The sequence below is a fragment of the Exiguobacterium sp. UBA1053 genome, assembly GCF_002316465.1.
GTDB lineage: Bacteria > Bacillota > Bacilli > Exiguobacteriales > Exiguobacteriaceae > Exiguobacterium_A > Exiguobacterium_A abrahamii.
Genome location: NZ_DCDO01000003.1, coordinates 154,421 through 177,764, shown reverse-complemented (window position 1 = coordinate 177,764; position 23,344 = coordinate 154,421). Strand labels below are relative to the sequence as shown.

The 23,344-nt window shown below is 47.3% G+C and carries 26 protein-coding genes; 14 read left to right on the top strand and 12 right to left on the bottom strand.

Annotated features, from left to right (window positions below; translation table 11 throughout):
* The first annotated feature begins 24 nt into the window (after positions 1–24).
* Genes dhaK through dhaM form a run of 3 tightly spaced genes read left to right on the top strand, consistent with a single transcriptional unit; the run spans position 25 to position 1,981 of the window.
* Positions 25–993 (top strand): dihydroxyacetone kinase subunit DhaK, encoded by a 969-nt coding sequence (dhaK, locus tag B3G15_RS01925; RefSeq protein ID WP_290715045.1) that lies wholly within the window; start codon positions 25–27, stop codon positions 991–993.
* Positions 994–1,017: 24 nt separating this feature from the next.
* The gene (gene dhaL / locus B3G15_RS01920) at positions 1,018–1,620 is read left to right on the top strand and encodes a dihydroxyacetone kinase subunit DhaL (protein WP_290715043.1); all 603 of its coding nucleotides are present in this window, start codon (positions 1,018–1,020) and stop codon (positions 1,618–1,620) included.
* Positions 1,613–1,981, top strand: a complete 369-nt coding sequence (gene dhaM, locus B3G15_RS01915; protein WP_195865422.1) for a dihydroxyacetone kinase phosphoryl donor subunit DhaM — start codon at positions 1,613–1,615, stop codon at positions 1,979–1,981. The genes dhaL and dhaM overlap by 8 nt, the downstream gene beginning before the upstream one ends.
* Positions 1,982–2,450: 469 nt before the next feature.
* On the opposite strand, the gene glpK is transcribed toward dhaM, so the two are convergent.
* The 4 genes from glpK to lexA all read right to left on the bottom strand — a co-directional run bounded on the left by glpK (position 2,451) and on the right by lexA (position 6,001).
* Entirely contained in the window at positions 2,451–3,953 is a 1,503-nt protein-coding gene (glpK, locus tag B3G15_RS01910; RefSeq protein ID WP_290715039.1) for a glycerol kinase GlpK, read from the bottom strand.
* A gap of 43 nt (positions 3,954–3,996) precedes the next feature.
* Positions 3,997–4,698 (bottom strand): MIP/aquaporin family protein, encoded by a 702-nt coding sequence (locus tag B3G15_RS01905; protein WP_023467768.1) that lies wholly within the window; start codon positions 4,696–4,698, stop codon positions 3,997–3,999.
* Positions 4,699–4,884: 186 nt separating this feature from the next.
* Positions 4,885–5,355, bottom strand: coding sequence for a metal-binding protein (locus tag B3G15_RS01900; RefSeq protein ID WP_290715034.1), 471 nt, complete (start codon positions 5,353–5,355; stop codon positions 4,885–4,887).
* A 31-nt stretch (positions 5,356–5,386) separates the two neighbouring features.
* The gene (gene lexA, locus B3G15_RS01895) at positions 5,387–6,001 is read right to left on the bottom strand and encodes a transcriptional repressor LexA (protein WP_023467770.1); all 615 of its coding nucleotides are present in this window, start codon (positions 5,999–6,001) and stop codon (positions 5,387–5,389) included.
* A 211-nt stretch (positions 6,002–6,212) separates the two neighbouring features.
* Here lexA and yneA point away from each other — a divergent pair, with 211 nt between their 5' ends.
* From yneA to B3G15_RS01860, 7 genes are all read left to right on the top strand, one after another.
* Positions 6,213–6,500: a cell division suppressor protein YneA gene (gene yneA, locus B3G15_RS01890; protein WP_023467771.1), complete on the top strand. Its 288-nt coding sequence runs from the start codon at positions 6,213–6,215 to the stop codon at positions 6,498–6,500.
* Between the two features lie 45 nt (positions 6,501–6,545).
* Positions 6,546–7,199, top strand: a complete 654-nt coding sequence (locus B3G15_RS01885; protein WP_029341251.1) for a YneB family resolvase-like protein — start codon at positions 6,546–6,548, stop codon at positions 7,197–7,199.
* 113 nt (positions 7,200–7,312) lie between these two features.
* Positions 7,313–7,549, top strand: a complete 237-nt coding sequence (locus B3G15_RS01880; protein WP_023467773.1) for a DUF896 domain-containing protein — start codon at positions 7,313–7,315, stop codon at positions 7,547–7,549.
* A gap of 258 nt (positions 7,550–7,807) precedes the next feature.
* Positions 7,808–9,796 carry a transketolase gene (gene tkt / locus B3G15_RS01875; protein WP_223041598.1) on the top strand — a complete coding sequence of 663 codons (1,989 nt, stop codon included), beginning with the start codon at positions 7,808–7,810 and terminating at the stop codon, positions 9,794–9,796.
* 123 nt (positions 9,797–9,919) lie between these two features.
* On the top strand, positions 9,920–10,150 hold the full coding sequence (locus B3G15_RS01870; protein ID WP_012370001.1) for a YneF family protein: 231 nt from the start codon (positions 9,920–9,922) through the stop codon (positions 10,148–10,150).
* 120 nt (positions 10,151–10,270) lie between these two features.
* Entirely contained in the window at positions 10,271–12,028 is a 1,758-nt protein-coding gene (locus tag B3G15_RS01865; protein WP_290715002.1) for an ABC transporter transmembrane domain-containing protein, read from the top strand.
* The gene (locus tag B3G15_RS01860) at positions 12,018–13,781 is read left to right on the top strand and encodes an ABC transporter ATP-binding protein (protein WP_064300196.1); all 1,764 of its coding nucleotides are present in this window, start codon (positions 12,018–12,020) and stop codon (positions 13,779–13,781) included. The genes B3G15_RS01865 and B3G15_RS01860 overlap by 11 nt, the downstream gene beginning before the upstream one ends.
* 57 nt (positions 13,782–13,838) lie before the next feature.
* Here the strand turns inward: B3G15_RS01860 and B3G15_RS01855 are convergent, their stop codons facing one another.
* From B3G15_RS01855 to B3G15_RS01845, 3 genes are all read right to left on the bottom strand, one after another.
* Positions 13,839–14,735 carry an SH3 domain-containing protein gene (locus B3G15_RS01855; RefSeq protein WP_290714998.1) on the bottom strand — a complete coding sequence of 299 codons (897 nt, stop codon included), beginning with the start codon at positions 14,733–14,735 and terminating at the stop codon, positions 13,839–13,841.
* Between the two features lie 304 nt (positions 14,736–15,039).
* A complete protein-coding gene (locus B3G15_RS01850; RefSeq protein WP_290714995.1) occupies positions 15,040–15,327 on the bottom strand; it encodes a hypothetical protein in 288 nt (95 codons plus the stop codon).
* 205 nt (positions 15,328–15,532) lie between these two features.
* Positions 15,533–15,727 (bottom strand): aspartyl-phosphate phosphatase Spo0E family protein, encoded by a 195-nt coding sequence (locus tag B3G15_RS01845; RefSeq protein ID WP_023467779.1) that lies wholly within the window; start codon positions 15,725–15,727, stop codon positions 15,533–15,535.
* Positions 15,728–15,947: 220 nt separating this feature from the next.
* Between B3G15_RS01845 and B3G15_RS01840 the strand changes: the two genes are divergently transcribed.
* Both B3G15_RS01840 and B3G15_RS01835 read left to right on the top strand, forming a co-directional pair.
* Positions 15,948–16,646 carry a cytochrome c biogenesis CcdA family protein gene (locus tag B3G15_RS01840; protein ID WP_023467780.1) on the top strand — a complete coding sequence of 233 codons (699 nt, stop codon included), beginning with the start codon at positions 15,948–15,950 and terminating at the stop codon, positions 16,644–16,646.
* 16 nt (positions 16,647–16,662) lie between these two features.
* The gene (locus B3G15_RS01835) at positions 16,663–17,142 is read left to right on the top strand and encodes a CcdC family protein (protein WP_035398107.1); all 480 of its coding nucleotides are present in this window, start codon (positions 16,663–16,665) and stop codon (positions 17,140–17,142) included.
* Between the two features lie 42 nt (positions 17,143–17,184).
* Here B3G15_RS01835 and B3G15_RS01830 read toward each other — a convergent pair whose 3' ends face one another.
* Positions 17,185–17,610, bottom strand: coding sequence for a DUF2621 family protein (locus B3G15_RS01830; RefSeq protein ID WP_023467782.1), 426 nt, complete (start codon positions 17,608–17,610; stop codon positions 17,185–17,187).
* 91 nt (positions 17,611–17,701) lie between these two features.
* Here B3G15_RS01830 and B3G15_RS01825 point away from each other — a divergent pair, with 91 nt between their 5' ends.
* Positions 17,702–18,025 carry a hypothetical protein gene (locus B3G15_RS01825; RefSeq protein WP_023467783.1) on the top strand — a complete coding sequence of 108 codons (324 nt, stop codon included), beginning with the start codon at positions 17,702–17,704 and terminating at the stop codon, positions 18,023–18,025.
* Positions 18,026–18,068: 43 nt separating this feature from the next.
* Here the strand turns inward: B3G15_RS01825 and B3G15_RS01820 are convergent, their stop codons facing one another.
* The 3 genes from B3G15_RS01820 to B3G15_RS01810 form a co-directional block, all read right to left on the bottom strand.
* Positions 18,069–19,373, bottom strand: coding sequence for an LD-carboxypeptidase (locus tag B3G15_RS01820; protein WP_290714984.1), 1,305 nt, complete (start codon positions 19,371–19,373; stop codon positions 18,069–18,071).
* Positions 19,374–19,399: 26 nt separating this feature from the next.
* Entirely contained in the window at positions 19,400–20,413 is a 1,014-nt protein-coding gene (locus B3G15_RS01815; protein WP_058265204.1) for a hypothetical protein, read from the bottom strand.
* Between the two features lie 93 nt (positions 20,414–20,506).
* On the bottom strand, positions 20,507–20,947 hold the full coding sequence (locus tag B3G15_RS01810) for an RrF2 family transcriptional regulator (protein WP_023467786.1): 441 nt from the start codon (positions 20,945–20,947) through the stop codon (positions 20,507–20,509).
* A 140-nt stretch (positions 20,948–21,087) separates the two neighbouring features.
* Here B3G15_RS01810 and B3G15_RS01805 point away from each other — a divergent pair, with 140 nt between their 5' ends.
* Positions 21,088–21,885, top strand: coding sequence for a hypothetical protein (locus B3G15_RS01805; RefSeq protein WP_064300194.1), 798 nt, complete (start codon positions 21,088–21,090; stop codon positions 21,883–21,885).
* A 58-nt stretch (positions 21,886–21,943) separates the two neighbouring features.
* Here B3G15_RS01805 and B3G15_RS01800 read toward each other — a convergent pair whose 3' ends face one another.
* Positions 21,944–23,188 (bottom strand): MDR family MFS transporter, encoded by a 1,245-nt coding sequence (locus B3G15_RS01800; protein WP_064300193.1) that lies wholly within the window; start codon positions 23,186–23,188, stop codon positions 21,944–21,946.
* Between the last annotated feature and the right edge of the window lie 156 nt (positions 23,189–23,344).

Below are 23,344 nucleotides of genomic sequence, written 5' to 3'. Positions count from 1 at the left end.
CAGATTGGTAAAGGAGCGTTTTTCATGCACAAATTAATGAAAGATTCAAACCGGTTCGTGTCAGACATGGTCGACGGACTCGTACTAGCTCACCCTGATTTGTATAAGAAGGTCGAAGGTGTTAATGTCGTCGCACGGAAAGTACCGCTCGATGGAAAAGTCGGTCTTGTCTCTGGTGGAGGAAGTGGTCACGAACCCGCACATGCTGGATTCGTTGGGGACGGTATGCTTGCTGCGGCTGTCTGCGGGGAAGTCTTCACGTCACCGACACCGGACATGGTGCTCGAAGGTATCAAGGCAGCCCATGGTGGAAAAGGTGTGTTACTCGTCGTCAAGAACTACTCGGGTGACGTCATGAACTTCGATATGGCGAAGGAACTCGCTGAACTCGAGGACATCGAAGTCGACACGGTAATCGTCAATGATGACATTGCTATCAAAAAAGAGGAAGACCGTCGTGGTGTCGCGGGAACCGTCTTCGTCCATAAGATTGCTGGTGCTGCAGCTGCAGATGGAAAATCACTGAGTGAAGTCAAAGCAGTCGCGGAAAAAGTCATCCAGGGCGTTCGTTCGATCGGAATGGCACTCTCGCCATGTTACATGCCGGAGAGTGGCAAGCCAGGCTTTGAGTTGCATGATGACGAGATGGAGATCGGAATCGGGATCCACGGTGAAAAAGGACTCGAGCGAAAAGCGGTCGCTTCCGTGGATGCGATCGTTAAAGAGTTGCTCGATCGTCTGACGAAAGAGGTACCAGACAAAAAAGTTGCCGTCATGGTGAATGGGATGGGTGGAACACCAGAATCCGAACTGTATATCACGTATAAATACGTCGCGGAAGAACTTCAGGCACATGGTTACGAGATTGCCCGTTCGTTCGTTGGAAACTATATGACGTCGCTCGAGATGCACGGATTCTCAATCACGCTTTTACCAGTGGATGATGAACTGCTTGGGTATCTCGATGCAGAAACGAAAGTGATTGGATTCTAATTTAGATAAACGGGGTGTACAAAGATGAAGTTGACGACGGAACAGTTACGAAGCGCGCTCATCAAAGCAGCGGAAAAGATTGAACAGCACAAGGATGAATTGACGGACCTTGACCGGGAAATCGGGGACGGGGACCACGGGATCAATATGTCACGTGGCTTCCAAGCAGTCCAAAAGACGTTAGAAGAACACGGCGAGTATGAGGACTTAGGAGCTTTGTCGAAAGAGGTCGGGATGACGCTGATCAAGACGGTCGGTGGGGCATCCGGTCCTTTGTACGGCACGGCATTCGTTAAGTTCGCTGGTGCGTTCAAAGGGAAAACGGAAGTCGAAGGTGCAGAACTCGCGGATGCTTTCCATGAAGCGACGGAAGGCATCAAATCGCGTGGGAAATCGGAATTCGGTCAAAAGACGATGGTCGATATCTGGACACCGTTCCAAGAGGCGCTCTCGCAAGAAGGGGATTTGAGAGCGGCAATCGATCAAGCGCTTGCTGATACGAAAGCGCGTATCGCAACGAAAGGGCGTGCGTCTTATTTCGGTGAAGCGACGGAAGGCGTTCAGGACCCAGGTAGTCTATCGAGTGCTTTGTTACTCGGCGAAATCGCGGAGGTGCTTCATGGTTAATCTTGTACTCGTTTCCCATAGTGAAAAACTTGCAGCTGGACTAAAGGAACTGTTAGCAGAGATGGCACCGGATACGCCAGTCTTAGTAGCGGCAGGTCTTGAGGACGGTAGCATCGGAACGGACGCGACGCGAATCGAAGAAACACTAAATACACTGGACGATGATGGAGTTGTTTTAACGGATATCGGTTCTGCGACGATGAACACGGAACTGGCCCTTGAACTATATAGTGGCGAACGGACGGTTCGGTTTATCGACGCACCACTCGTCGAAGGCGCGTTTTTAGCGGCTGTTCTTAGCGGACAGTCGAAATCCGTTGATGAGATTGAAGACGGATTGAAAAAAGAGTTCGGTAAATAATTGGTGAAGCCCTCGATACTGAAGACAAAGTGCAATTGTTCTCTAATGAGAAGGATTGCGCTTTTTTGTTCGCCTCGAATCGTTTTCCTGGGACAAGCATCGCGCCGCTTCGCTTCGCTGCAGGGTCGCTCTTGCTTGTTTTTCCCTAGGAAGCGATGTCGAGTGAACAAAACGCTTCTCTGATCTTTCTTCCGAGTATAAAAAAAGATGCGTCACACGCCACTCCTACAGGAACAAGCGCATATTTACGCTGTCAGAGACAAATAAGACCCGCTTTCCTGCTTGAATGAAGCAGGAAAACTGGCTGGTGTCTCGCCTGAGGAAAGGGCGTGAAAAAACGCATCATTTTTTGGAATCAGCCCTTTTGTCTACAGTCTGAGCTCTCTTTGCAATAAAGCGAAGAGTGGTTTTTTATATTATTGGATATCAAAAACCCGGTCCCTCTGCAAAAGGAACCGGGTCAATTGTTTTATTTTGATGGTTTGAAGACCATTGTCGCTTCCACCGCTTTTTGCCATCCAGCATAGCGTTGTTCGCGATCGTCTTCTTTCATCTCTGGTTTGAACTGGTGATCCAGCTTCCATTGTTGTTTGATTTCCGCTTTATCTTTCCAGTAACCAACAGCTAATCCAGCAAGGTAGGCTGCACCGAGTGCTGTCGTTTCGTTAATTTGCGGACGATCAACAGGAACGCCGAGAATGTCCGATTGGAACTGCATCAAGAAGTTGTTAGCTACAGCACCACCGTCGACACGGAGTGTCTTCAGTTCGATACCAGAATCTTGTTCCATCGCTGTTAACACGTCGCGTGTTTGGTAAGCGAGTGATTCAAGCGTTGCCCGAACGAAGTGCTCCTTATCAGTTCCGCGTGTTAATCCGAAGATTGCTCCGCGAACATCTGAATCCCAGTACGGCGCACCAAGACCAACGAAGGCAGGAACGACATAAACACCGTCTGTTGAGTCGACTTTTGTTGCGTAACCTTCCGAATCTTTCGCGTGTTTCAACATCCGGAGTCCATCACGGAGCCACTGGATCGCAGAACCAGCGACGAAGATTGAACCTTCTAGCGCATATTCGACTTTTCCATCAACGCCCCAAGCGATCGTCGTCAAGAGTCCATGATCAGAAGAAACAGCTTTCTCACCTGTGTTCATGAGCATGAAGCAACCTGTTCCGTATGTGTTTTTCCCTTCACCCGCTTCGAAGCACGTTTGACCGAAGAGTGCGGCTTGTTGGTCACCCGCAATACCAGCGATTGGCACTTCGTAACCGAAGAAGTGATACGGTACCGTTTTGTCGTAGACTTCACTCGACTGACGAACTTCTGGCAACATCGAAGCAGGAACACCGAGGATATCGAGTAACTCTTCATCCCATTTTTGTTCGTAGATGTTATACATCAATGTTCGTGAAGCGTTCGTGTAGTCCGTGATGTGCGTTTTTCCACCAGACAGTTTCCAAACGAGCCACGTATCGATCGTACCGAAGAGCAATTCACCGTTCTCCGCTTGCTCACGCGCACCTTCGACATTATCGAGGATCCATTTGACTTTCGTTCCAGAGAAGTAGGCATCAATCAGAAGTCCTGTTTTATCGCGGAACTTCTGGTTCAAACCTTGTTCTTTTAAGTCGTCACAGATACCAGACGTTTGACGCGATTGCCAAACGAGTGCGTGATAGACCGGTTTACCTGTTTCTTTGTTCCAGACGACCGTCGTTTCACGTTGGTTCGTGATGCCGATTCCAGCGATTTGCTCAGGTTTGATATCTGCAGTTCCGAGTGCTTCGGCCATGACGGCAAGAATCGAACCCCAGATTTCGTTTGCATCATGCTCGACCCAGCCTGGTTGTGGGAAGTACTGTTTGAATTCCCGTTGTGCCGAGTTGACGATTTTCCCATCGTGATCGAAGATGATTGCACGTGAGCTTGTCGTACCTTGGTCGAGTGCTAGGATATACTTGTTTTCCATTTCGAAATCCCCCTTGAGCGGTATGTGTTAGTGAGACGTGATCTTAGTAGATCAATTGATAGATGAACACGGCAATCGCTCCACCGATGATCGGACCGACGACAGGAATCCATGAATAGCCCCAGTCAGATGAACCTTTATTCGGAATCGGTAGGATAGCGTGCGCGATACGCGGTCCAAGGTCACGAGCCGGGTTGATGGCATACCCTGTTGTACCACCGAGCGAGAGACCGATGACGACGACGAGTAAACCGACGATGAGTGGTTTTAAGCCATCTCCGAACGTTGTTAAACCGAGTGCCAAGATACCGAAGACGAGAACAAATGTCCCGATGATCTCAGAAATCAAGTTCGACGGCGTATGACGAATCGCTGGACCTGTTGCGAATACACCGAGTTTTGCAGCTTGATCATCAGTCGCTTCAAAATGTTTCATGTAATGAAGCCAAACGAGAATGGCGCCGATGAAAGCTCCGACAAGTTGTCCGGCAATGTAGATCGGAACGTCTGCCCACGGTAGGTCAGAGTTCAAAGCAAGTGCGATCGTCAATGCGGGGTTCAAGTGTGCTCCACTTTCAGCAGCGACGAATGCTGCTGTCATGACGGCAAGACCCCAAGCGAACGTGATGACGATCCATCCGCTGTTTTCCGATTTCGTCTTTTTCAAGACGACACCGGCGACGACTCCATCCCCGAGCAGGATGAGGATCATCGTACCGATCATTTCCAATACAAAGTTATTCATGCAAAAACCCTCCCTTTGGATTAAAGCAGATAATGGCCTTTCTACTTTAAATTACTCCGAATTGAGAACGTTTTCAATACATATAATTGAAATATAGGAATGGAAATTTTTTATTTTGATGTTTAAAGATACGAAAAAGTGGATAAGAAAACACCTCATTCTGCTTGCAAGCAAGCAAAAGAGGTGTTACCGACGACGTTTTTTTCTTTTTTTAGGTCGAAACCAACTGCTGGAATAATCTAGTAGGATATGAATCGTACTTGCCACCATGATACCGACGACGAATGCAGGCAAGGAAGCGAACCACGAATCAATCATAGTAGAATCAAGAACCTGAAAATATAGACTTAAAAATAGTAGCGGAATCAGAATCGCAGCACTATAAAGAAGCCGGATAATGTCTCCGATGATCAGTCCATGTGACCAGATCGAGCGATGGGGCATGATTTTGACGTACGGCATCCAAAGGACTCGAAATGGTCCAAAGCGATAATACGGTTCTGACTTTAAATCGAGGTCGGGTGACAACCAAAGGGTACCGACAGCGATACCGATGGCGGTTGGTAACCAATCGGTTTGTTGCGTTGCGACCGAATACGCAACGTAACCCGTCAGTGCGACGGTATTGACGGTATCATGTACATTTCCTGAAGGCATGAAAAAAGACCAGTCGTAACTGGTCCCTCCGTCAATGAATCGTCCGATACACGCCGATTACCTTACCAAGAATGGAGACATTATCGAAATACATCGGATCCATCGAGTCATTTTCTGGTTGTAGACGTACCTGTTGATCTTCTAAGAAGAACCGTTTCACCGTCGCTTCGCTATCTTCGGTCATAGCTACGACGATTTCTCCGTTTTCTGCTGTGTTTTGTTGGCGCACGATGACACGATCGCCGTCAAGAATACCTGCGTTAATCATCGATTCACCATCGATTGTCAACATGAAGACCGTTTCGTTTCCTACATAATGTGCAGGGAGCGGGAACTGTTCTTCGATGTTTTCAATCGCTGTAATCGGAAGACCTGCTGTGACTTTCCCGATGACGGGAACATGGACGATGGCTTCCGTGATTTCTTCAGGCTTATCAAGCAATATCTCAATCGCACGTGGTTTCGTCGGGTCACGGCGAATCATTCCCCGTTTCTCGAGTCGATCCAAATGACCGTGTACCGTCGAGCTAGACGCGAGTCCGACTGCTTCTCCGATTTCACGAACTGATGGTGGATACCCCTTCAGTTTCACTTCAGAGACGATGTAGTCGAGAATCTCTTGTTGGCGCTTAGACATTTTCCGCATACGAATTGCCACCTCTTTCTGGATTGAAGTTTGAAATGTAAGAATATATGTTTCTAGATTCACTATAACATAGAACAAATGAGCGTACAAACAATTGTTCGACATTTTGTGTTGACCGAACACGGGTTCTGTGTTTATTATGAGTTATGCGAACAATTGTTCCGCGAACATTTATTCTAACTCATTCATTTCATATTTGGAGGGATTCATGATGATTCATACGATTCGTACTCATGCTTTTTCAATTCTCTTCTATGCATTAAGTATTGCCTTCGTGATCTTTTTACTCACACCACGCCCGGATGAAAAAGTGGCGCAACTGATGACTGCTTCCGTTACGGTCGATGAGAACGCCACAGTCGAACAAATTGCTGAAGTCTACAATGACGGTTCGATGTCAGATGAAGAATACGTCAACTGGTTGATTAAAAATAATGATGTCGAGACAAAACACGTCATCTCAAAAAGCAAAATCGTTGTACCAATCGCACAACAATGACAAAATGGAAAAGTTGTGAAAGAACGAACAGGGATGTGAGGTACGATGAAGGTCGTGATTTATTGTCGGGTGTCGACCGAAAAAGAAGCACAAGATAGTTCGATTGAACGCCAACGGATGGAACTTTCGAAGGTTGCGTCTCAAAAGGGTTTTGATGTCGTGGATGTCGTCTCTGAAAAAGAGAGTGGATATGACGTCGATCGGGAAGGGATGCTGACGGTTCTTGATCATGTGACACGTGATGCGGTAGATGCGGTCCTCGTGACGGATGACACACGGATTGGTCGAGGGAATGCGAAAATCGCTATTTTGCACACGTTTAAGAAGCACGGTGTTCGGTTGATGACACTTGATTCTGATGGAGAATACCAGCTTGCTGATGCAGAAGCGATGGTCCTTGAGATCGTCTCACTAGTGGAAGAATATCAACGGAAACTGCATAACGCAAAAATCGCGCGCGGCATGCGGCGAGCTGTCGAACAAGGTTTTCGCCCGGAACGAAATCTGAATCGCCAAGGAGAGAACGCTGGGCGTAGTCGAAAGGACGTACCGATCGAAGAAATCGTACGTCTCCGTGAACTCGGACTGACGTTTTCAGATATCGCCATTACGCTTCGCGGGATGGGACATGATATTTCAAAGGCAACGGTCAATCGTCGATACCTTGAATACCGCGAATTGACGCCTAGCCCGGAATGAGAAGCAAGTAACCCGTCGACTGACGCGGTTAACTTGCTTTTTTTAGTAAGCTCTTTTACAGTAAGAATACAATTGAACAACTCAAGTTTGAGTCGTACAGAAAGAGGGATTCCATGTTATCACAAGAACAATTAGATCGAATCAATGCATTAGCGAATAAATCAAAAGTCGAGCCGTTATCGGAAGCAGAAGCAGCAGAGCAAAAAGAGTTACGTGCAGCGTATCTCGCAGCATTCCGTGGATCATTTAAAAACCAACTCATGGGCATGAAAATCGTCGATGAAGAAGGTACGGACGTAACACCAGAGAAATTAAAACAAGCACAAGAAGAAGAACGGAATAAACAATAATCGTTTGTTTCTTCTTATAAGAAGAAAGAGGTTTCGCGTTAAGCGGACCTCTTTTTTGTTTAGTGCTGTTAGATGAGGAAACATTGCACGATAGCAATACATCTTAATAACGATCTTTCATCAATTCATGCATCCTGTATGAGTCGATAGAACGGCTATAGATAGCGCATTCATTTTAATGTGACATACTATTTAGAAAAGTTGTATCACATTTGAGAGTGTGCTAAAATGAGTAGGAATTTGTGAAAAAGAGAGAGGATGATTGTTTTGACGAACATGACGACAGTAGAACAATTAGCAATTAATACGATTCGTACCTTATCGATTGATGCCGTACAAAAGGCGAACTCGGGTCACCCAGGTATGCCAATGGGAGCAGCGCCGATGGCATTCTCGCTTTGGGCGGATCATATGAACCACAACCCTAAAAATCCAGAATGGTTCAACCGCGACCGTTTTGTACTTTCAGCCGGACACGGTTCGATGCTTCTCTACTCACTCCTCCACCTATCGGGATATGATCTATCAATGGATGATCTTAAATCATTCCGTCAATGGGGATCCAAAACACCAGGTCACCCGGAATACCGTCACACGGCTGGTGTAGATGCGACAACAGGTCCACTTGGTCAAGGGATTGCAATGGCAGTTGGTATGGCGATGGCAGAACGTCATCTTGAAGCAAAATACAACCGTGACGATCTCAACGTCGTCGATCACTTCACATACGGAATTTGTGGAGATGGAGACTTAATGGAAGGTGTCTCAGCTGAGGCGGCTTCACTCGCAGGTCACCTTGGTCTTGGTAAATTGGTCGTATTGTACGATTCAAACGATATCTCACTTGACGGCGATCTCGATAAATCATTCTCTGAAAACGTCCAGAAGCGCTTCGAAGCGTACAACTGGCAAGTCATTCGCGTAGAAGACGGAACGGATATCGATTCGATTTCGAAAGCGATCGCGGCTGCACAAGCAGAGACGACAAAACCAACGTTGATCGAAGTCAAGACAGTCATCGGCTTCGGTTCACCGAACAAGTCAGGGAAATCGGCTTCTCACGGTGCACCACTCGGTGAAGCGGAAATCAAATTAACGAAAGCAAGCTACGTTTGGGATCACGAAGAGTTCTACGTGCCTGAAGAAGTTAAGTCATTGTTTGACGAGCGGATCGTCCAACGTGGTGCTTCTGCAGAAGACGCATGGAACGAGACGATGAAACAATACGAAGCAGCGCATCCAGAATTGCATGCTGAACTCGTTCGCGCAATCGCAAACGAATTGCCAAGCAACTGGGAAGCAGATCTTCCGACGTACGACTTGTCATCGAAAAAAGCGACACGCCAAACGAGTGGTGAAGTCTTGAACGGTCTTGCGAAGAACGTTCCGACATTGTTCGGTGGTTCAGCTGACCTTGCAGGATCGAACAACACGATGCTCAAAGGCGAAGCAGACTTCGATATCGACCCAAGCGGTCGTAACATCTGGTTCGGAGTACGTGAATTCGCAATGGCTGCGGCTGTCAACGGTATGGCGCTTCACGGTGGCGTCATTCCTTACGGCGCGACATTCTTCGTCTTCTCGGATTACCTCCGTCCAGCGGTTCGTTTAGCAGCATTAATGGGACTTCCATCAATCTTCGTCTTGACGCACGACTCGATCGCTGTCGGAGAAGATGGTCCAACACACGAGCCAGTCGAGCACTTGATGAGCTTCCGTGCAATGCCGAACGTCACGATCTACCGTCCAGCAGACGGAAAAGAGACGATCGCAGCATGGAAAACAGCGGTTCAAGCAAAAGACAAACCGACGCTTCTCGTCTTGACGCGTCAAGGTCTTCCTGAACTTGAAGGTACGACGACAGAGGGCGCTGAAAAAGGTGGTTATGTCATCGCTGGTGACGTCACGAAAGCTGATACGCTCTTGATCGGTACGGGTTCAGAAGTTCACCTTCTTGTCGAAGCACAAAAAGAACTTGGTGAATCAGCAGCTGTCGTTTCGCTTCCATCATGGGAAGTATTCGAAGCGCAGTCAGCAGAGTATAAAGAATCAGTTCTTCCGAAACACATCACGAAACGTGTCGCGATCGAAGCAGGCGCTTCGCTTGGTTGGTACAAATATGTAGGAACAGAAGGACAAGTCATCGGAATCGATCGTTTCGGCGCATCTGCGCCTGGAGACTTCCTCTTGAAAGAATACGGTATGTCTGTTGAGAACGTTTTAGCGACAGTCAAGCAACTCGGATAATCTTTTCCGGAAAAACGGGTCCGATCTTACGTCGGGCTCGTTTTTCATCTATTATCATCTATGCAAACAATTGGAATTATAGTATAGTAAAAAGCGACGTTTTAAGTTAGAGGAGGAAGCAACTTGGCTACATGGATTTGGATTTTAATTGCCCTTCTTTGCTTGGTAGCAGGTGTCGCCCTTGGTTTCTATATCGCTCGTCGATACATGATGAACTACTTGGAGCAAAACCCACCAATCAACGAAGATATGATTAAGACATTGATGATGCAAATGGGTCAAAAGCCATCACAAAAGAAAGTCAACCAAGTGATGCGTTCAATGAGTGGTTCAATGAAATCACCTAAAAAATAAGCTGTACGAAAGGGGACCAAATGGTCTCCTTTTTATTTGCTATTTTTTAGAAAGAGAACTAATCTAAAATGTGAGACTATTTCAAATAATCATAGGATTTAAAAAAGGGGGGAGACTTGAATGGGAGTCTTCAGGAAACTCGGTTGGTTTTTCCGACGAGAATGGAAAGCATATAGTCTTGGGGTCGTCTGCTTGATTTTTGTAGCAGCGTTAGAACTCATTCCACCGAAGATCATCGGGACGACAGTCAATGGTCTAAGCGAGGGGAGCTTGACGAAGAATGATTTGATTCGTCTAGCAGGTACATTGTTGCTCATAGGGGTCGCGACGTATTTTATTCGTTATTTTTGGCGTTTTCATATCTTTGGGGCATCGATTCGTCTCGGTCGATTGTTACGCAGTCAACTGTATGGTCATTTTTCAGATTTGGATCAATCGTTCTATAAGAAATATCGGAGCGGAGACTTGATGGCGCATGCGACGAACGACGTACAGGCGGTATCGATGACAGCAGGTGCCGGTATTCTAACGCTCGTCGACTCGGTGACGATGGGGAGCTTCGTCATCATCACGATGGTCACGACGATCAGTTGGAAATTGACGCTCGTATCACTTCTACCGATGCCGCTGATGGTCTACTTGACGTCACGTTACGGGAAAATGTTACATTCGCGTTTTCATGACGCACAGGAAGCCTTCTCCGATTTGAATGACAAGGTCGCGGAAAGCATTAGTGGTGTCCGCGTCTTAAAAGCAACAGGGGAAGTGGAATCTGACGTGCAGACGTTTACGGATCTATCGGATGACGTCGTCCAAAAGAACCGTCGTGTCGCAAAAATCGATGCATTATTTGATCCGACGATTTTTGGATTAGTCGGTCTATCGTACATCATCGCTGTCGGATATGGTGCATATCTGTTACAACAAGGTGAAATCCGAATCGGTGACATCGTCTCATTCACTACATATCTTGGTTTATTGACATGGCCAATGCTTGCCTTCGGTTGGTTGTTCAACATTGTCGAACGTGGTCGTGCTTCCTACGATCGGATCGAGCGAATGCTTGCGATCGAACCGGAAATTAAAGATGCGAAGGAAGCAGCAACAAGTGTTTCCTCACCTGAACTCCACGTTGGGATTGAGCGTTTCATCTATGATACGCAACCGGTCTTACAAGACATCGATGTGACGTTGAAGCCCGGTAAATCGCTCGGAATCGTCGGGAAGACAGGTGCCGGGAAATCGACGTTCGTTCGCTTATTGTCTCGCGAATACGACGTCAAACAAGGCGCCATCACGATTGGTGGACGAGACATCAAACAATTGACGCGTGACACCGTCCGTCGTCAAGTAGCGATCGTTCCACAGGATCATTTCTTATTCTCGGCGTCGATTGCTGACAATATTGCCTTTGCAAAACCGGATGCATCAATGGAAGACATCATGGAAGCAGCGCGGATCGCAGCAGTCCATGATGATATTCTTGGGTTTAAGGAAGGGTATGCGACGATGGTCGGGGAGCGTGGGGTGACGTTATCCGGCGGTCAAAAACAACGGATCTCGATTGCCCGGGCATTACTAGCAGACTGTCCGATTTTAGTGCTCGATGATGCCTTGTCTGCAGTCGATGCTAAAACCGAGGAAGCGATCATCCACCACTTCCGCACGGCGGATCACGATCAGGCACAAATCATCGTTGCCCATCGCCTGTCGGCTGTGTCGCATACCGATGAGATCATCGTCCTTGAAGACGGTCGGATCATCGAACGGGGCACACATGAGCAATTACTCGCTCATGACGGTTGGTATAAAGAGACGTACGATCGTCAGCAACTAGAATCACTCGTCGAACAAGGAGGGCGTTCTAATGAATCATGATATCAATGAAAAAGCCGTCCTGAAACGATTGCTTGATTTCGTCAAACCGTTCAAAAAACAGGTCAGTATCGCCTTCATCCTGCTGTTCATTACGACGGCGGCAAAACTCGGGGGACCGTATCTCGTCAAGATTTTCATTGATGAATACGTCGCACCGGGTACGTATCCGGTACAGGAAGTCGCACTTTTGTTTACAGCGTACTTGTTACTGCATACGACAGGGATCATCGTCGATTACTTGCAGGCGTTCGAATTCCAAAAGATTGCCTTGCAAGTCATTCAACGCTTACGCATTGATGTGTTCCGTCATGTCATGCACCTACGGCTTGCCTATTTTGACCGGACGCCTGCTGGAGTGCTCGTGTCCCGGATCACGAACGATACGGAAGCAATCAAGGAGCTCTATATCGGCGTCTTGTCGACATTCGTACAAAGTGGTGTCCAGTTGATTGGAACATATATCTTCCTCTATCTACTAGAGCCGCGACTCGCGACGATTGCATTACTGTTGTTACCATTGTTTTATTTCATCATTTGGATTTACCGAAAGTATTCGACGAAGTATTACGCGGAAGTCCGCGATTTACTATCGAAAATCAATGCCCAACTGAACGAATCGATCAACGGGATGGCGATCATCCAACAATTCCGCCAAGAAAAACGCTTAATGGCAGAGTTCGAGGAAACGAACGTCGCCCACCAGAATGGACGTTATAAGAACTTGAAGCTCGATAGTTGGTTACTGCGACCAATCATTGAATTGTTACTGGCGATTTCAATCGCAACACTCGTGACGTATTTCGGTGTCCTATCGTTCTCACAAACGGTCCAAGTCGGTGTCGTCTATGCCTTCATCAGCTACATGGAGCGGATCTTCCAACCGGTTCAGCAAATCATGCAACGGTTGTCCGAGTTCCAACAAGCTGTCGTCTCAGCAGACCGTGTATTCAAGGTCCTCGATACGGATGAGCCGGAACCAACGAAACAACTCGAAGGGGATGCACGAGTATCGGAAGGACATATCGTCTTTGAAGACGTGCGCTTTAGTTATGACGGAGAGAAAGATGTCTTGAAAGGGATTTCGTTCGAGGCGAAAAAGGGGCAGACGATTGCGCTCGTTGGTCATACGGGAAGTGGGAAAAGTTCAATCATCAATATCTTGATGCGCTTTTACGCGTACCAATCGGGTCAGATTTTGATTGATGGTCAACCGCTTGAGCAGTTATCGGAAGAAGAACTACGACAGCATGTCGGACTCGTGTTGCAGGATTCATTCTTGTTCACGGGAACGGTCGCTGACAATATTCGATTATTCGACAGTTCGATTTCCTTTGATCGTGTCGAAGCGGCTGCTAAATTCGTACAAGCGGACGGATTCATCAATCAACTCGACCAGCAATATGACAGTCCCGTTGCGGAACGGGGGGCGACGTTCTCAGCTGGGGAACGTCAGTTGATCTCCTTCGCACGCACGATGGCGCGAGATCCCAAAATCCTGATCCTCGATGAAGCGACAAGTTCGATTGATACGGAGACAGAGGAGAAAGTGCAAGTCGCACTTGAACGGATGCGTCAAGGGCGGACGACGATTGCCATTGCCCACCGTCTATCGACGATTCAAGATGCAGATTTGATTCTTGTGTTGCATCAAGGGGAAGTAATCGAGCAAGGAAATCACCAAGAATTAATCGCACAAGATGGTCTGTATAAGAAGATGTATCAGTTGCAATCCGGTCATGTCACGGTCTCTTAAAAAAAGACATAAAAAAAGCCTGCCAGGCGGCCTCGCCCGGCAGGTTGTTTGTTCTGATTAGTAGACTGTGACTGTGACGTTTTGGCGTCCCCAGTTAAGTGCTTCTTGTTGTGAACCAACGAGAAGGTCAAGTTTGTTACCTTGGATTGCGCCACCACGGTCGAGTACGATTGCTTCACCAATGCCTTCGATGTGCATACGTGTACCGATTGGGTATTGTGAAGAAGCTGCTACGATACGCATACCATTGTACGTGATCGTATTTGTAACGTCATAACCGCTTGCTGTCAACGCACGACCGTTGTAGAGTTGGCTACCGTTGTTAGATGGGTCGTTTGTGTAAGCACTGACGTTCATCGTCACTTTCGTACCTGATTTTGCAGGTGTCGATTGTTTTGTTGCAGTTGCTGGTTTAGCAGCTGCTTTTGGTGCTGGCTTCGCAGCTGGTTTAGCCGCTGGTTGTGCTTGTGCTGCTGGTGCTTTAGCTACGCTACCGAGTGTTGTATATGCACTGTGTACATAGCGTGTTTTACCGTCGATTGTTGTCTTGATCCATGCACCAACTTTTCCTTCTACGTTGACTTTTTCACCTTTGTAGAGGTTACCGACATCTTTCGAGCTTGTCGTTGGTTGTGTGCGGACGTTTAGTACTGCCGTAGTAACTGTCGCTTTTTTAAAGTCGAATGAGCCTGCTGCAGACGTATACGCGCCATGAACATAACGTTTTTGACCGTTAATGTGTGTTTGGATCCATGCGCCAGAACGTCCTTCGACATTTAATGTTTGACCTTTATATACATTGCCTACGTCTGCTGATGCAGTTGTAGGTGCTGTGCGTACGTTGAGTACTGGTGTATTTACTGTTACCGTTTCTGAGGCAGCCTCTGTCTCTTGGGCAAATCCTACTGATAGAGCTGTTGCTGCAAGACCGGCAGCGAAAACTGCTTTTTTCATTATTGATGTCCTCCTGACATATGCTGTGTTTACTGTTCCTACTTTACACGGCAAAACTGACCTGTGCGTTTACAGGTCAATGTCATTCGAGTTACAAACCGGGCTATTGTGACAACGAGATTGCAAAAGGTCGGTTTTTGTCATCGATAGGACATACTGATTATGAAAAACGGATGTTTATAGGTCTTTTGGATTACTTTTGCTGAAAGATTCGCACAATTCAACAGAAAAAAGTCTTAAAAATAGAAACTATGTCATCCTTCTATCGTCTAGTGATGAAAAAGTGAAATGGAGGATACGCAGATCAATACTTGACGATCGTCGTCACGCCGAACGCTGTCAGGTAAGAACGATGGAACAATTCCTGCATCCAATCGTTAGCGGAAAGCTGAAACGTGCCGTGAATCGTTTGGTACGTTCGCTGTCGAATATTGATTTCGATTGGCTCTAGTAGCGGAGTGGACGGGAGATGGTCCTGCATGCTTTCATTTTGATTTTCGATATAGAGCAGCTCGAGGACATCTCCTTCTTCCATATAACGCTGTAGATAAATCATGAACTCCCACTGATCGGCACCTTCGATCGTGTACAAGTAGGCATCGTGAATCGACCTCGCTTCAATGAGACATATTCAAGCGGTTCGACTTCATGTACGTATAGTTGAGGGAGATCGTCAGGTATATAGAGAGGACGAGAACTAGCAATGAATGTAAGAGCGGACATGAAGCACCTCCATCAGAAATAAAAAGTCATAAAAAAAGTCAGCATTCACACTCGAATGCTGACCAAATCGTGCATTAAGATAAGAGCGGTTCGTTCGAACCGTGAATGGTGTAGTTTTGGACTGTCCGTGAATATTCTAAAAGCAGGACGTCAAGTTCATGGCTAAGTTGTAGAACACGCGGGGAGGTGAAGCTGGACTGGTCAGCTTGATGATATAGTTCGCTACGTTTGGCTTCGATGGCTAACGTCAATAGTTGTTGTGTCGTCATAGCAGTCTCCCTTACATTGGTGTCGTATCCATATTCTAGCAAGTCCATTTACTAGGTGCAATGAGATTTCAGTAAAATCGATGAAATGTAATTTTTTTGTAATTTTGGCGGACACGAATCTTTTGCAACTTTCTGTGAGATAATAGGTGCTAAATGCAGAGGAGTTTGGCAAAATAGAGGAGGAACTTCTTCTATAGTAGTAAAGAAAGGGGATGCTCATATGGAGCTCTCATTATGGTTAGCGTTTGGAGCAGGATTATTATCTTTCGTCTCTCCATGTACGCTACCACTGTATCCTGTGTTTCTCTCATACATCACAGGCGTGTCGGTGACGGATTTAAAAGAACGGGGCGTACGAGAAAAGCGATCCTTGTTTCATACGTTAGCGTTCCTCGTTGGTTTTGCGATGGTATTCGTTGTACTCGGTTTATCGACATCGTTGTTCGCAGATGTCTTTATCACATATCGGGATACGTTACGGATGGTTGGGGCACTCGTCATCTTCGTATTTGGGATTGTTCTCGTCGGATTATGGCAACCAACATTCTTGATGCGTGAAAAGAAACTGAATCTCGGGGAACGAAAAGGAGGATACGTCGGGACGGTACTCGTCGGAATCGGTTTTGCAGCCGGTTGGACACCATGTACAGGTCCGATTCTCGCAGGAGTCATCGGATTAGCTGCGACCAATCCGAGTCAAGGTATGTTCTACATGCTGGCGTATGTCCTTGGCTTCTCGATTCCGTTCTTATTGATGGCGTTCTTCGTCGGTCGTTCGCGCTTGTTCGTGCAGTATAGTCTGAAATTAACGAAATTCGGGGGAGCCTTGATGATGGTGTTCGGAGTCATGCTGTATTTTGATGGCTTGAGTAAATTCGCAGCATGGATGAGTGACATCGTCGGATTCACTGGATTTTAATCAAGGAAGTGATCGGATGATTTGGATATCAACTGGGGTAGCGCTCGTTATGGGATTGCTGATCAGCTTCATTCGTGTGAAGGCATCAGCAAAACCGACGAATGCTAAAAAAATCTTGATCCCGCCTTTTGCGATGTCGACGGGGATGCTGCAGTTTTTATACCCAGCATCCCGTCTGACATGGACGGAAGTGGCAGAAGCATTGCTCGTTGGAGCCATCTTCAGTATCTTTTTGATCAAGACATCCAATTTTTATGAAGCGGAAGGGCAAATTTATTTGCAACGTTCGAAAGCATTTTTCATCGTCTTATTCGGCATCTTACTCGTTCGGACGGTTGCGAAGTTCTTCATCGGCGGACAAATCGATATCTTCGAAACGGGTGGGATTTTTTATCTCGTTGCCTTTGGAATGATTGCACCGTGGCGCTTCGCGATGTATATGAAATACAAACGAGTCAAGTCGGGCACCGTGCCGGTTGCGCACTTACCTCACTAAAAAAACCGCTGAAGGTGACTTCGGCGGTTTTTTGTGCATCCTTCAATTTTGGAAGTATAATGCGTAGTCTCGCCAGTCGATGGCGTGCTCCGTTAGTGCTTTTTTCAAGAATTTATGATCGCGTTTCGGTGTCGCAGAAATATATCCTTTGACGACCAGTTCGGATGTCATCTCTGTCGCCCGTTCTTCAAGTGCGAACTGTCCGATCCGCCCGGCAATCTTGCGGCGTGCGACATCACGAAATGCCGATGGAACCGGCATGACGAGAGCGTTCAATAATTCCATCGTCTCATCCGTCCAAAGATGTCGTGTTTGGTCGATGTACTCATCTTCCCAGTCCATCATCGATTTACCGTCTTCTTTCGGTAACTTCTTGAGGAACTTCCGGAACATGAAAAACCCGCCAATTGCCATGAGTGTGATCATGATAAAGCCCCAGAGCAGAATCCCGTTCATGAACCATTCCATGCGCGACTCATCCCCCTTTCACATCAAATATAGATTAGCATAAATCAGGTGGACGTGCTATGATGAATGACGGAGAAAGTGAGGCGAAAGAATGCTGCAACCATACGTACAATTGGACGAGACCGGACAGCCCCGTAAAGGTGTCTTACCTGAAACAGCGGACGGTCGGATCGTTGAATTCTATTATGATACGAAGGGTGAGGAGATCACAGTCATCTTCGTCACCGTTCCGGCAGAAGATGCGAGCCGGAAGCGTGCGTTTACGGTCGGGAAAACGTTCAAGACGGTCTCGACTCTTGAAGACTTCACGTTACTTCACTATGAATGGGCAAATGACCAGATTTTCGCGACACTCGAGATGTTTGCGGATGGGTCGAAACGTCAAATCGACGCTTCGAGATTGCTCGACTACTAAAAAAGAAGGAGATGCGGATTGCCGCGTCTCCTTCTTTTGATATTCAAGAAATATGAAGTCGGATGACCTCGTCATGCAGTTCCACCTGACCACCAATCGGGAACGTGAACAAAGGACTCGTATGTCCGAAGTCGACATTCGCAAGAACCGGTACGTGCTCTAGGAATGGATAGAGTGAGATCAGATATCGCAGATGCTCTTCCGTCATCTTCGTTGCGAGTTGGAAGCGCCCGAAGACGATCCCGCGAATCGTTTCGGCACCCGGTTGTGCCATCAAAGAGGCGAAATCACGGGCGAACGTCGCTGGATGGACTTCGTAATCGTCTTCAAGGAATAAAATCGTATCCCGTAAATCAGGGAAGTGCGGTGTGCCTTGCAGAAGATTTAGCGTACAAAGATTCCCGCCGAGCAGTCGACCGCTTGCTTGTCCCGGAGATAATAGAATCGGTCCTTTGTTTGGTAACGTGATGACGTGTCCACGATCGGTATCGCGCCAATGAACCGACGGCTTGATCGTAACGGGTTCTTTTCCAAACAACACTTGCTTGAAGTAATCGATTGTATAGGCGTCGCGATCACGGAAAGCCCGTAACATTGGTCCGGAGTAAGTGATTAATCCAGTGTTCGTTAGAATGGCGTGACTGAGTGCTGTGATATCGGAGAAGCCACACAGGATTTTCGGATGTGTCCGAATCAATTCGTAGTCGAGTAAGTCGACGAGTTCATTCGTACTGAATCCACCGCGAACGCACAGAATCGCATCAACGTTCGGATCAGCGAACGCGGCATGGAGGTCCGCGACGCGTAACTCAGGATCACTGGAACCAAACGGATTGACAGCACGCGCATGTTGACTGATCGAGACACGTAATCCGAGTGATTCGAGGGTTTGAATCGCACCATCGATGATCTTCATCTCGACTGTCGAGAGACTGGAGGCTGGTGCGACTAAACGGACATGAGAACCATCCGTCAATTTCTTCGGTGTTAACGTCGACAGATGAGCAGCGATGATTTCTAACCGGTTACCGAAGGGATCGGCTGTGAAGAAACGACGACGTGGCGCAAGGCGTGTGTCATGCTCAACCGGATAACCGGCAGCTTGAAGAGCATCGCTCAAGGCTTCGAACGCAGCGACGGTTAATCCAGGATGTGCTTTTTTAGCAGGGGAGAAGGGATCCTCGATGCCGAGATGAAGTGCTGCACCATGATTCTCGAACCAGACACCGCCACTGGCTTGAACACCAGTCGGTTTTTCGACTTCCTTCATATGTAAAAGCCCGGCATAAAATGCACGGGCGCGATCTTCTTCGTTTTTCGGCATAGCGAGCTGGACATGATCTAACATGAAGACACTTCCTTTACAAATGAGATTCAAGCAACGAACTGGGTGATTCGTTTTAGTTCACGTTCGACGAGGTTCAAGTAGAAGACACCTTCGATCCGGCGATCGAGAGACTGTGCAATCTCATAGAGATTCGTCCGAAGCGCTGCGAGATACGACGCTTCCTCACCAAGCGATTGACGATGAGCAAAGGCATAGTGAGCGAGTAGGAACTGAAGATATCCACGATCAGTCAAGAACGGGATCAATTGTTTTTTCTCTTCCATCGACCAAGTATAGTTCGTATCATAATACATCTTCGCATACAGGTGATACGGTTCGTCACCGCCTGTAAAGAGGGTTTCACCCCGTTTGACTTCTTCGATCAAGCGTTCGCTCCAATCGAAGCGTTCTTTTTTGCGACTGAGGAACAACGGTAGGATGTATGGATGAGCCTGATCCGGCATCCGCGAGCAACCGCGTTCATGCCGCAGTGCTGCATAAAGTAGCAAGGCACGATCTTCGAAGCCACGATCAATCGCATACGTCATCCGGCTGAATGCTTCACAGGACGGGCAATCACTGAGTTCGTCACTTGGCGCGTCAACCCATTCCGATAGATAATGATCGGCCTGTTCCTCGTCACCGAGTTTGCTGTAGACCATGAAGCTGATATAGTCGCGCGTTCGAATAAAGCCATGCGCGTCACAGAAGTCGATGAAACGGTCGAGGTCTTCTTCGAGAAGCGAGACCGTCACATCTTCTTGTTCTGCCATATAGATCAAGTAGGACTTGTAGTTCCAGTACAAATCAAGTTCTTGTTTGGGAGTCAGTGTCATCTCATCTTTTCGAATCCATTCCATCAAGAGCGTGAAGGACACGAGAAACGATCGGAAGTGTCCTAAATCAAATTGATTTTGTGAAAATGCCCATAAGGAGAGGAAGCGGAGTGAATCATCAGCTGTTTCCTCAAAGATGGCCCATAAGGCTTCACCGCGTGCAACGGAGGGTTCTTCTTCCTTTAAGCGAAGATATAAGAGATGGAGTTCTTCTTGAGGGTTCATCTGTACCCCTCCTTTCTTATATAAGTATACCACGAGCGTTTTGAGAAATCGCAATTGAGCGAGGATGGAATAAAAAAAAGATTCCGAACCCGCTCAATCGCGGTTCGGAATCATTTCAAGTATTTGTGGATGAGTTTCAGCTGTCGGATGTAGCAAATCATGTACTGTGTAACCATTGAGTACTTGATGGAACGCCGCAATGGCATCATCGAAAGCATCACGTGCTGGATTGAGCGAAGGAATCTCGTGAATGCCTTCTTGCGGATCGAGAAAATGAACGGTTGGTTCAAACAGTTGTACGACGTCACCGATATGAATTGCATCCGGAGGGCTCGCTAATCGAAAACCACCTCCACGACCACGGACAGATTCAATCAGACCACTCTGTCCTAAACGATAGACTACTTTCATCAAATGATTCTTAGAAATGTCGTAACAATCCGCTACTTCCTGGATTCGGACTAAACGATCGGGATGAGCTGCTGCGAACAGCAGGGACCGAATCGCGTAATCCGTATAACGTGTCATGCGCATTTTCATCACCTACTTAACACACATACTAGGGGGGGGCGCAAGCATTTACAACTTTCAATGTGCAAAAAATAAGATGCATTTTAGAGATTGTTTTTGAGAGTGAATTCACGCATAATGGACGGTGAAAGGTAGGTTAAATTATGCATTTCGATCAGGCATTACACCTTTTGCAACAGCTCGGTCCATCGATGGAGCAAAAGGGATTGCGGATCGCGACGCGCTTCTATGACTCGCTCGAGGCGACGTACGAAGAAGAATTGCGCGCGCTTCGAGAAGCAGGAGCTCAGGACGGAACTCGCGCATTACGGATTTTACGCCTGAGTCAATTACTGAACCAGATTACCAACCAGCACGAATCGAGTGAACTGTTTAAATTGATTTTGCTGAATGAAATCGATCAGACGAAATCGTTTCTGCTGACGTACCCGGACATCATCAGTCGTGAAATTCTTCAAGCTATTCAAATCGAATATGACCTTAAAGAAGATGCACCTTTACTTCAAGCATGGGCAATTGTTCACCATCAACTCGTCGATACGTGCCGCCATTTTTGTAAATACCGTCATGCTGAAAATTGGCGTCAACAAGATATTTTGTTGATCGCAGAAGAACATCATCTCGGAGCCGTCATCGACGAAGCCCGGCATGCGCTCCTGAGTGGTCGAAAAACGACCTTGTTACATGTCTCAGCTGAGGAACTGGCAGAACGAATGTTAGCGAATGTCTTATCCTTGACGACGAAAGGGATGGTCGTTCATCACATTCGTCAAGAAGGATGGGAACAACAGATGCACGAATTCTTGACGATGATCACGGCAAATGATCCGATTGTCTTCGTCAGTGGATCGACGAATTTCATTGAAGAAATCCAGCAACGACTTGATCCTTTGCCGGTCCTGTTCGGTCCGTTCGTAGCGGCAAATCAATTACCCTCTTAACGAGAAAAGCGATGTGTAACGCTCTGACTGAAGTCGGAGCATGACACATCGCTTTTTTTTAGGCGGATTTCGTTAAGCGTTTCGCGCGTTGAATCGATCGGTCTAGTGCGAGATAGACCCCACCTGATACACAGCAGAGCAGTCCGACGAATCCGAGCGCAAAGTCACCTTTTCCGGTATCAAGGAATAACGATCCGAGAAGCGGTGCGGTGACGCCGCCAATCAACCACTGGAGACTCGCAGCACCGTTGTACGTTCCGCGGAGGTGTTCCGGGGCGATCAAAGCGATGAACGTCATCTGCACAGGAGACATGATCATCTCACCGAGCGTATAGAACGCATAAATCGCAAGCAATACCGTCACGAGCACGACATAACTCGTTCCGAGTGAGAACAGGTAAGACGGGACGAATGCGAGGAAAATCATGCCGATTCCGAAAATCGAGGCCCCGAGCAACATGACTTTTCCGAATGCTTTGCCAGACAAGCGAGCAGCGATCGGGAACTGGAACAAGACGACCATGATTCCGTTCAGAGCCATCAGATAAGGGAACGGATTTTGTTTCGTCGGTAATCCCGGTAGTGCTTCCTTCAAGAAGACCGGTAACATACTCTCGACGAGGGCAAATCCCATCGAGATGAAGACACCCGCCCCGATGAAGATTAAAAAGACATGATCCTTCCGCAATACAGTGAGCGGTGATACTTTGACTTCGTCCGTCTTTTCGATATACTCCGGTTTTGTCTCTTCGATGAAGAAGTAGAGAACGAGTCCGTACAGGAAAAAGACGAAAGCGGCAGAGTAGAAGATGAGTGAACGGTCGACGAATAGGACCGCACTTCCGAGAAGTGGACCGAATGCGGCCCCGACGTTATGTCCCATCCGCAGCAGGCCGAACGATTCGTTCAGGCGTTCTGGTGGTGTGACGTCAGCGACCATCGCGCTTGCCGCCGGATGGAACAGTGAACTCGATAAACCGAGCAGCGCGTTCAAAGCGAGAAGTGGTCCGAATGAATCAGCGAACGAAAAACCGATTAGTGCGATGACGTCACCGATGATCGAGAGGACCATCAGTGGTTTTCGACCGAATTTATCGGCGAAGTGACCACCAAGGACGGCACCGACGAGCGACATGATCGGTCCGGTCGCCATGATGACACCGACCAAGAAGTAGGAATCGAGTCGATCCGCATAATAAAGAACTAAAAATGGTGCAATCATGAACATCATGATCCCCGTGATCGTTTCCCCAACGAACCGGATCCAGATGTTGCGATCAAGCTGTTTAAGTGCGTTAAGCATAGTGAAAACCCCTTATATTCCGTTTTTAGACAATAGAAAAGACGGATACGCACAAATATGGGCATACCCGTCCTAATATAAGAGGGCAGCATGTACGTATACGCATACGTACACCCTGCTTAATTAAAAATTAAACGATTGGGTGACGTACAGTTG

Excerpts from the sequence above, each read along its gene's own strand:
- dhaK (WP_290715045.1), top strand. The coding sequence starts at position 25 with ATGCACAAATTAATGAAAGATTCAAACCGGTTCGTGTCAGACATGGTC.
- dhaL (WP_290715043.1), top strand. The coding sequence starts at position 1,018 with ATGAAGTTGACGACGGAACAGTTACGAAGCGCGCTCATCAAAGCAGCG.
- dhaM (WP_195865422.1), top strand. The coding sequence starts at position 1,613 with ATGGTTAATCTTGTACTCGTTTCCCATAGTGAAAAACTTGCAGCTGGA.
- glpK (WP_290715039.1), bottom strand. The coding sequence starts at position 3,953 with ATGGAAAACAAGTATATCCTAGCACTCGACCAAGGTACGACAAGCTCA.
- B3G15_RS01905 (WP_023467768.1), bottom strand. The coding sequence starts at position 4,698 with ATGAATAACTTTGTATTGGAAATGATCGGTACGATGATCCTCATCCTG.
- B3G15_RS01900 (WP_290715034.1), bottom strand. The coding sequence starts at position 5,355 with ATGCCTTCAGGAAATGTACATGATACCGTCAATACCGTCGCACTGACG.
- lexA (WP_023467770.1), bottom strand. The coding sequence starts at position 6,001 with ATGCGGAAAATGTCTAAGCGCCAACAAGAGATTCTCGACTACATCGTC.
- yneA (WP_023467771.1), top strand. The coding sequence starts at position 6,213 with ATGATTCATACGATTCGTACTCATGCTTTTTCAATTCTCTTCTATGCA.
- B3G15_RS01885 (WP_029341251.1), top strand. The coding sequence starts at position 6,546 with ATGAAGGTCGTGATTTATTGTCGGGTGTCGACCGAAAAAGAAGCACAA.
- B3G15_RS01880 (WP_023467773.1), top strand. The coding sequence starts at position 7,313 with ATGTTATCACAAGAACAATTAGATCGAATCAATGCATTAGCGAATAAA.
- tkt (WP_223041598.1), top strand. The coding sequence starts at position 7,808 with ATGATTGTTTTGACGAACATGACGACAGTAGAACAATTAGCAATTAAT.
- B3G15_RS01865 (WP_290715002.1), top strand. The coding sequence starts at position 10,271 with ATGGGAGTCTTCAGGAAACTCGGTTGGTTTTTCCGACGAGAATGGAAA.
- B3G15_RS01860 (WP_064300196.1), top strand. The coding sequence starts at position 12,018 with ATGAATCATGATATCAATGAAAAAGCCGTCCTGAAACGATTGCTTGAT.
- B3G15_RS01855 (WP_290714998.1), bottom strand. The coding sequence starts at position 14,735 with ATGAAAAAAGCAGTTTTCGCTGCCGGTCTTGCAGCAACAGCTCTATCA.
- B3G15_RS01845 (WP_023467779.1), bottom strand. The coding sequence starts at position 15,727 with ATGACGACACAACAACTATTGACGTTAGCCATCGAAGCCAAACGTAGC.
- B3G15_RS01840 (WP_023467780.1), top strand. The coding sequence starts at position 15,948 with ATGGAGCTCTCATTATGGTTAGCGTTTGGAGCAGGATTATTATCTTTC.
- B3G15_RS01835 (WP_035398107.1), top strand. The coding sequence starts at position 16,663 with ATGATTTGGATATCAACTGGGGTAGCGCTCGTTATGGGATTGCTGATC.
- B3G15_RS01830 (WP_023467782.1), bottom strand. The coding sequence starts at position 17,610 with ATGGAATGGTTCATGAACGGGATTCTGCTCTGGGGCTTTATCATGATC.
- B3G15_RS01825 (WP_023467783.1), top strand. The coding sequence starts at position 17,702 with ATGCTGCAACCATACGTACAATTGGACGAGACCGGACAGCCCCGTAAA.
- B3G15_RS01820 (WP_290714984.1), bottom strand. The coding sequence starts at position 19,373 with ATGTTAGATCATGTCCAGCTCGCTATGCCGAAAAACGAAGAAGATCGC.
- B3G15_RS01815 (WP_058265204.1), bottom strand. The coding sequence starts at position 20,413 with ATGAACCCTCAAGAAGAACTCCATCTCTTATATCTTCGCTTAAAGGAA.
- B3G15_RS01810 (WP_023467786.1), bottom strand. The coding sequence starts at position 20,947 with ATGCGCATGACACGTTATACGGATTACGCGATTCGGTCCCTGCTGTTC.
- B3G15_RS01805 (WP_064300194.1), top strand. The coding sequence starts at position 21,088 with ATGCATTTCGATCAGGCATTACACCTTTTGCAACAGCTCGGTCCATCG.
- B3G15_RS01800 (WP_064300193.1), bottom strand. The coding sequence starts at position 23,188 with ATGCTTAACGCACTTAAACAGCTTGATCGCAACATCTGGATCCGGTTC.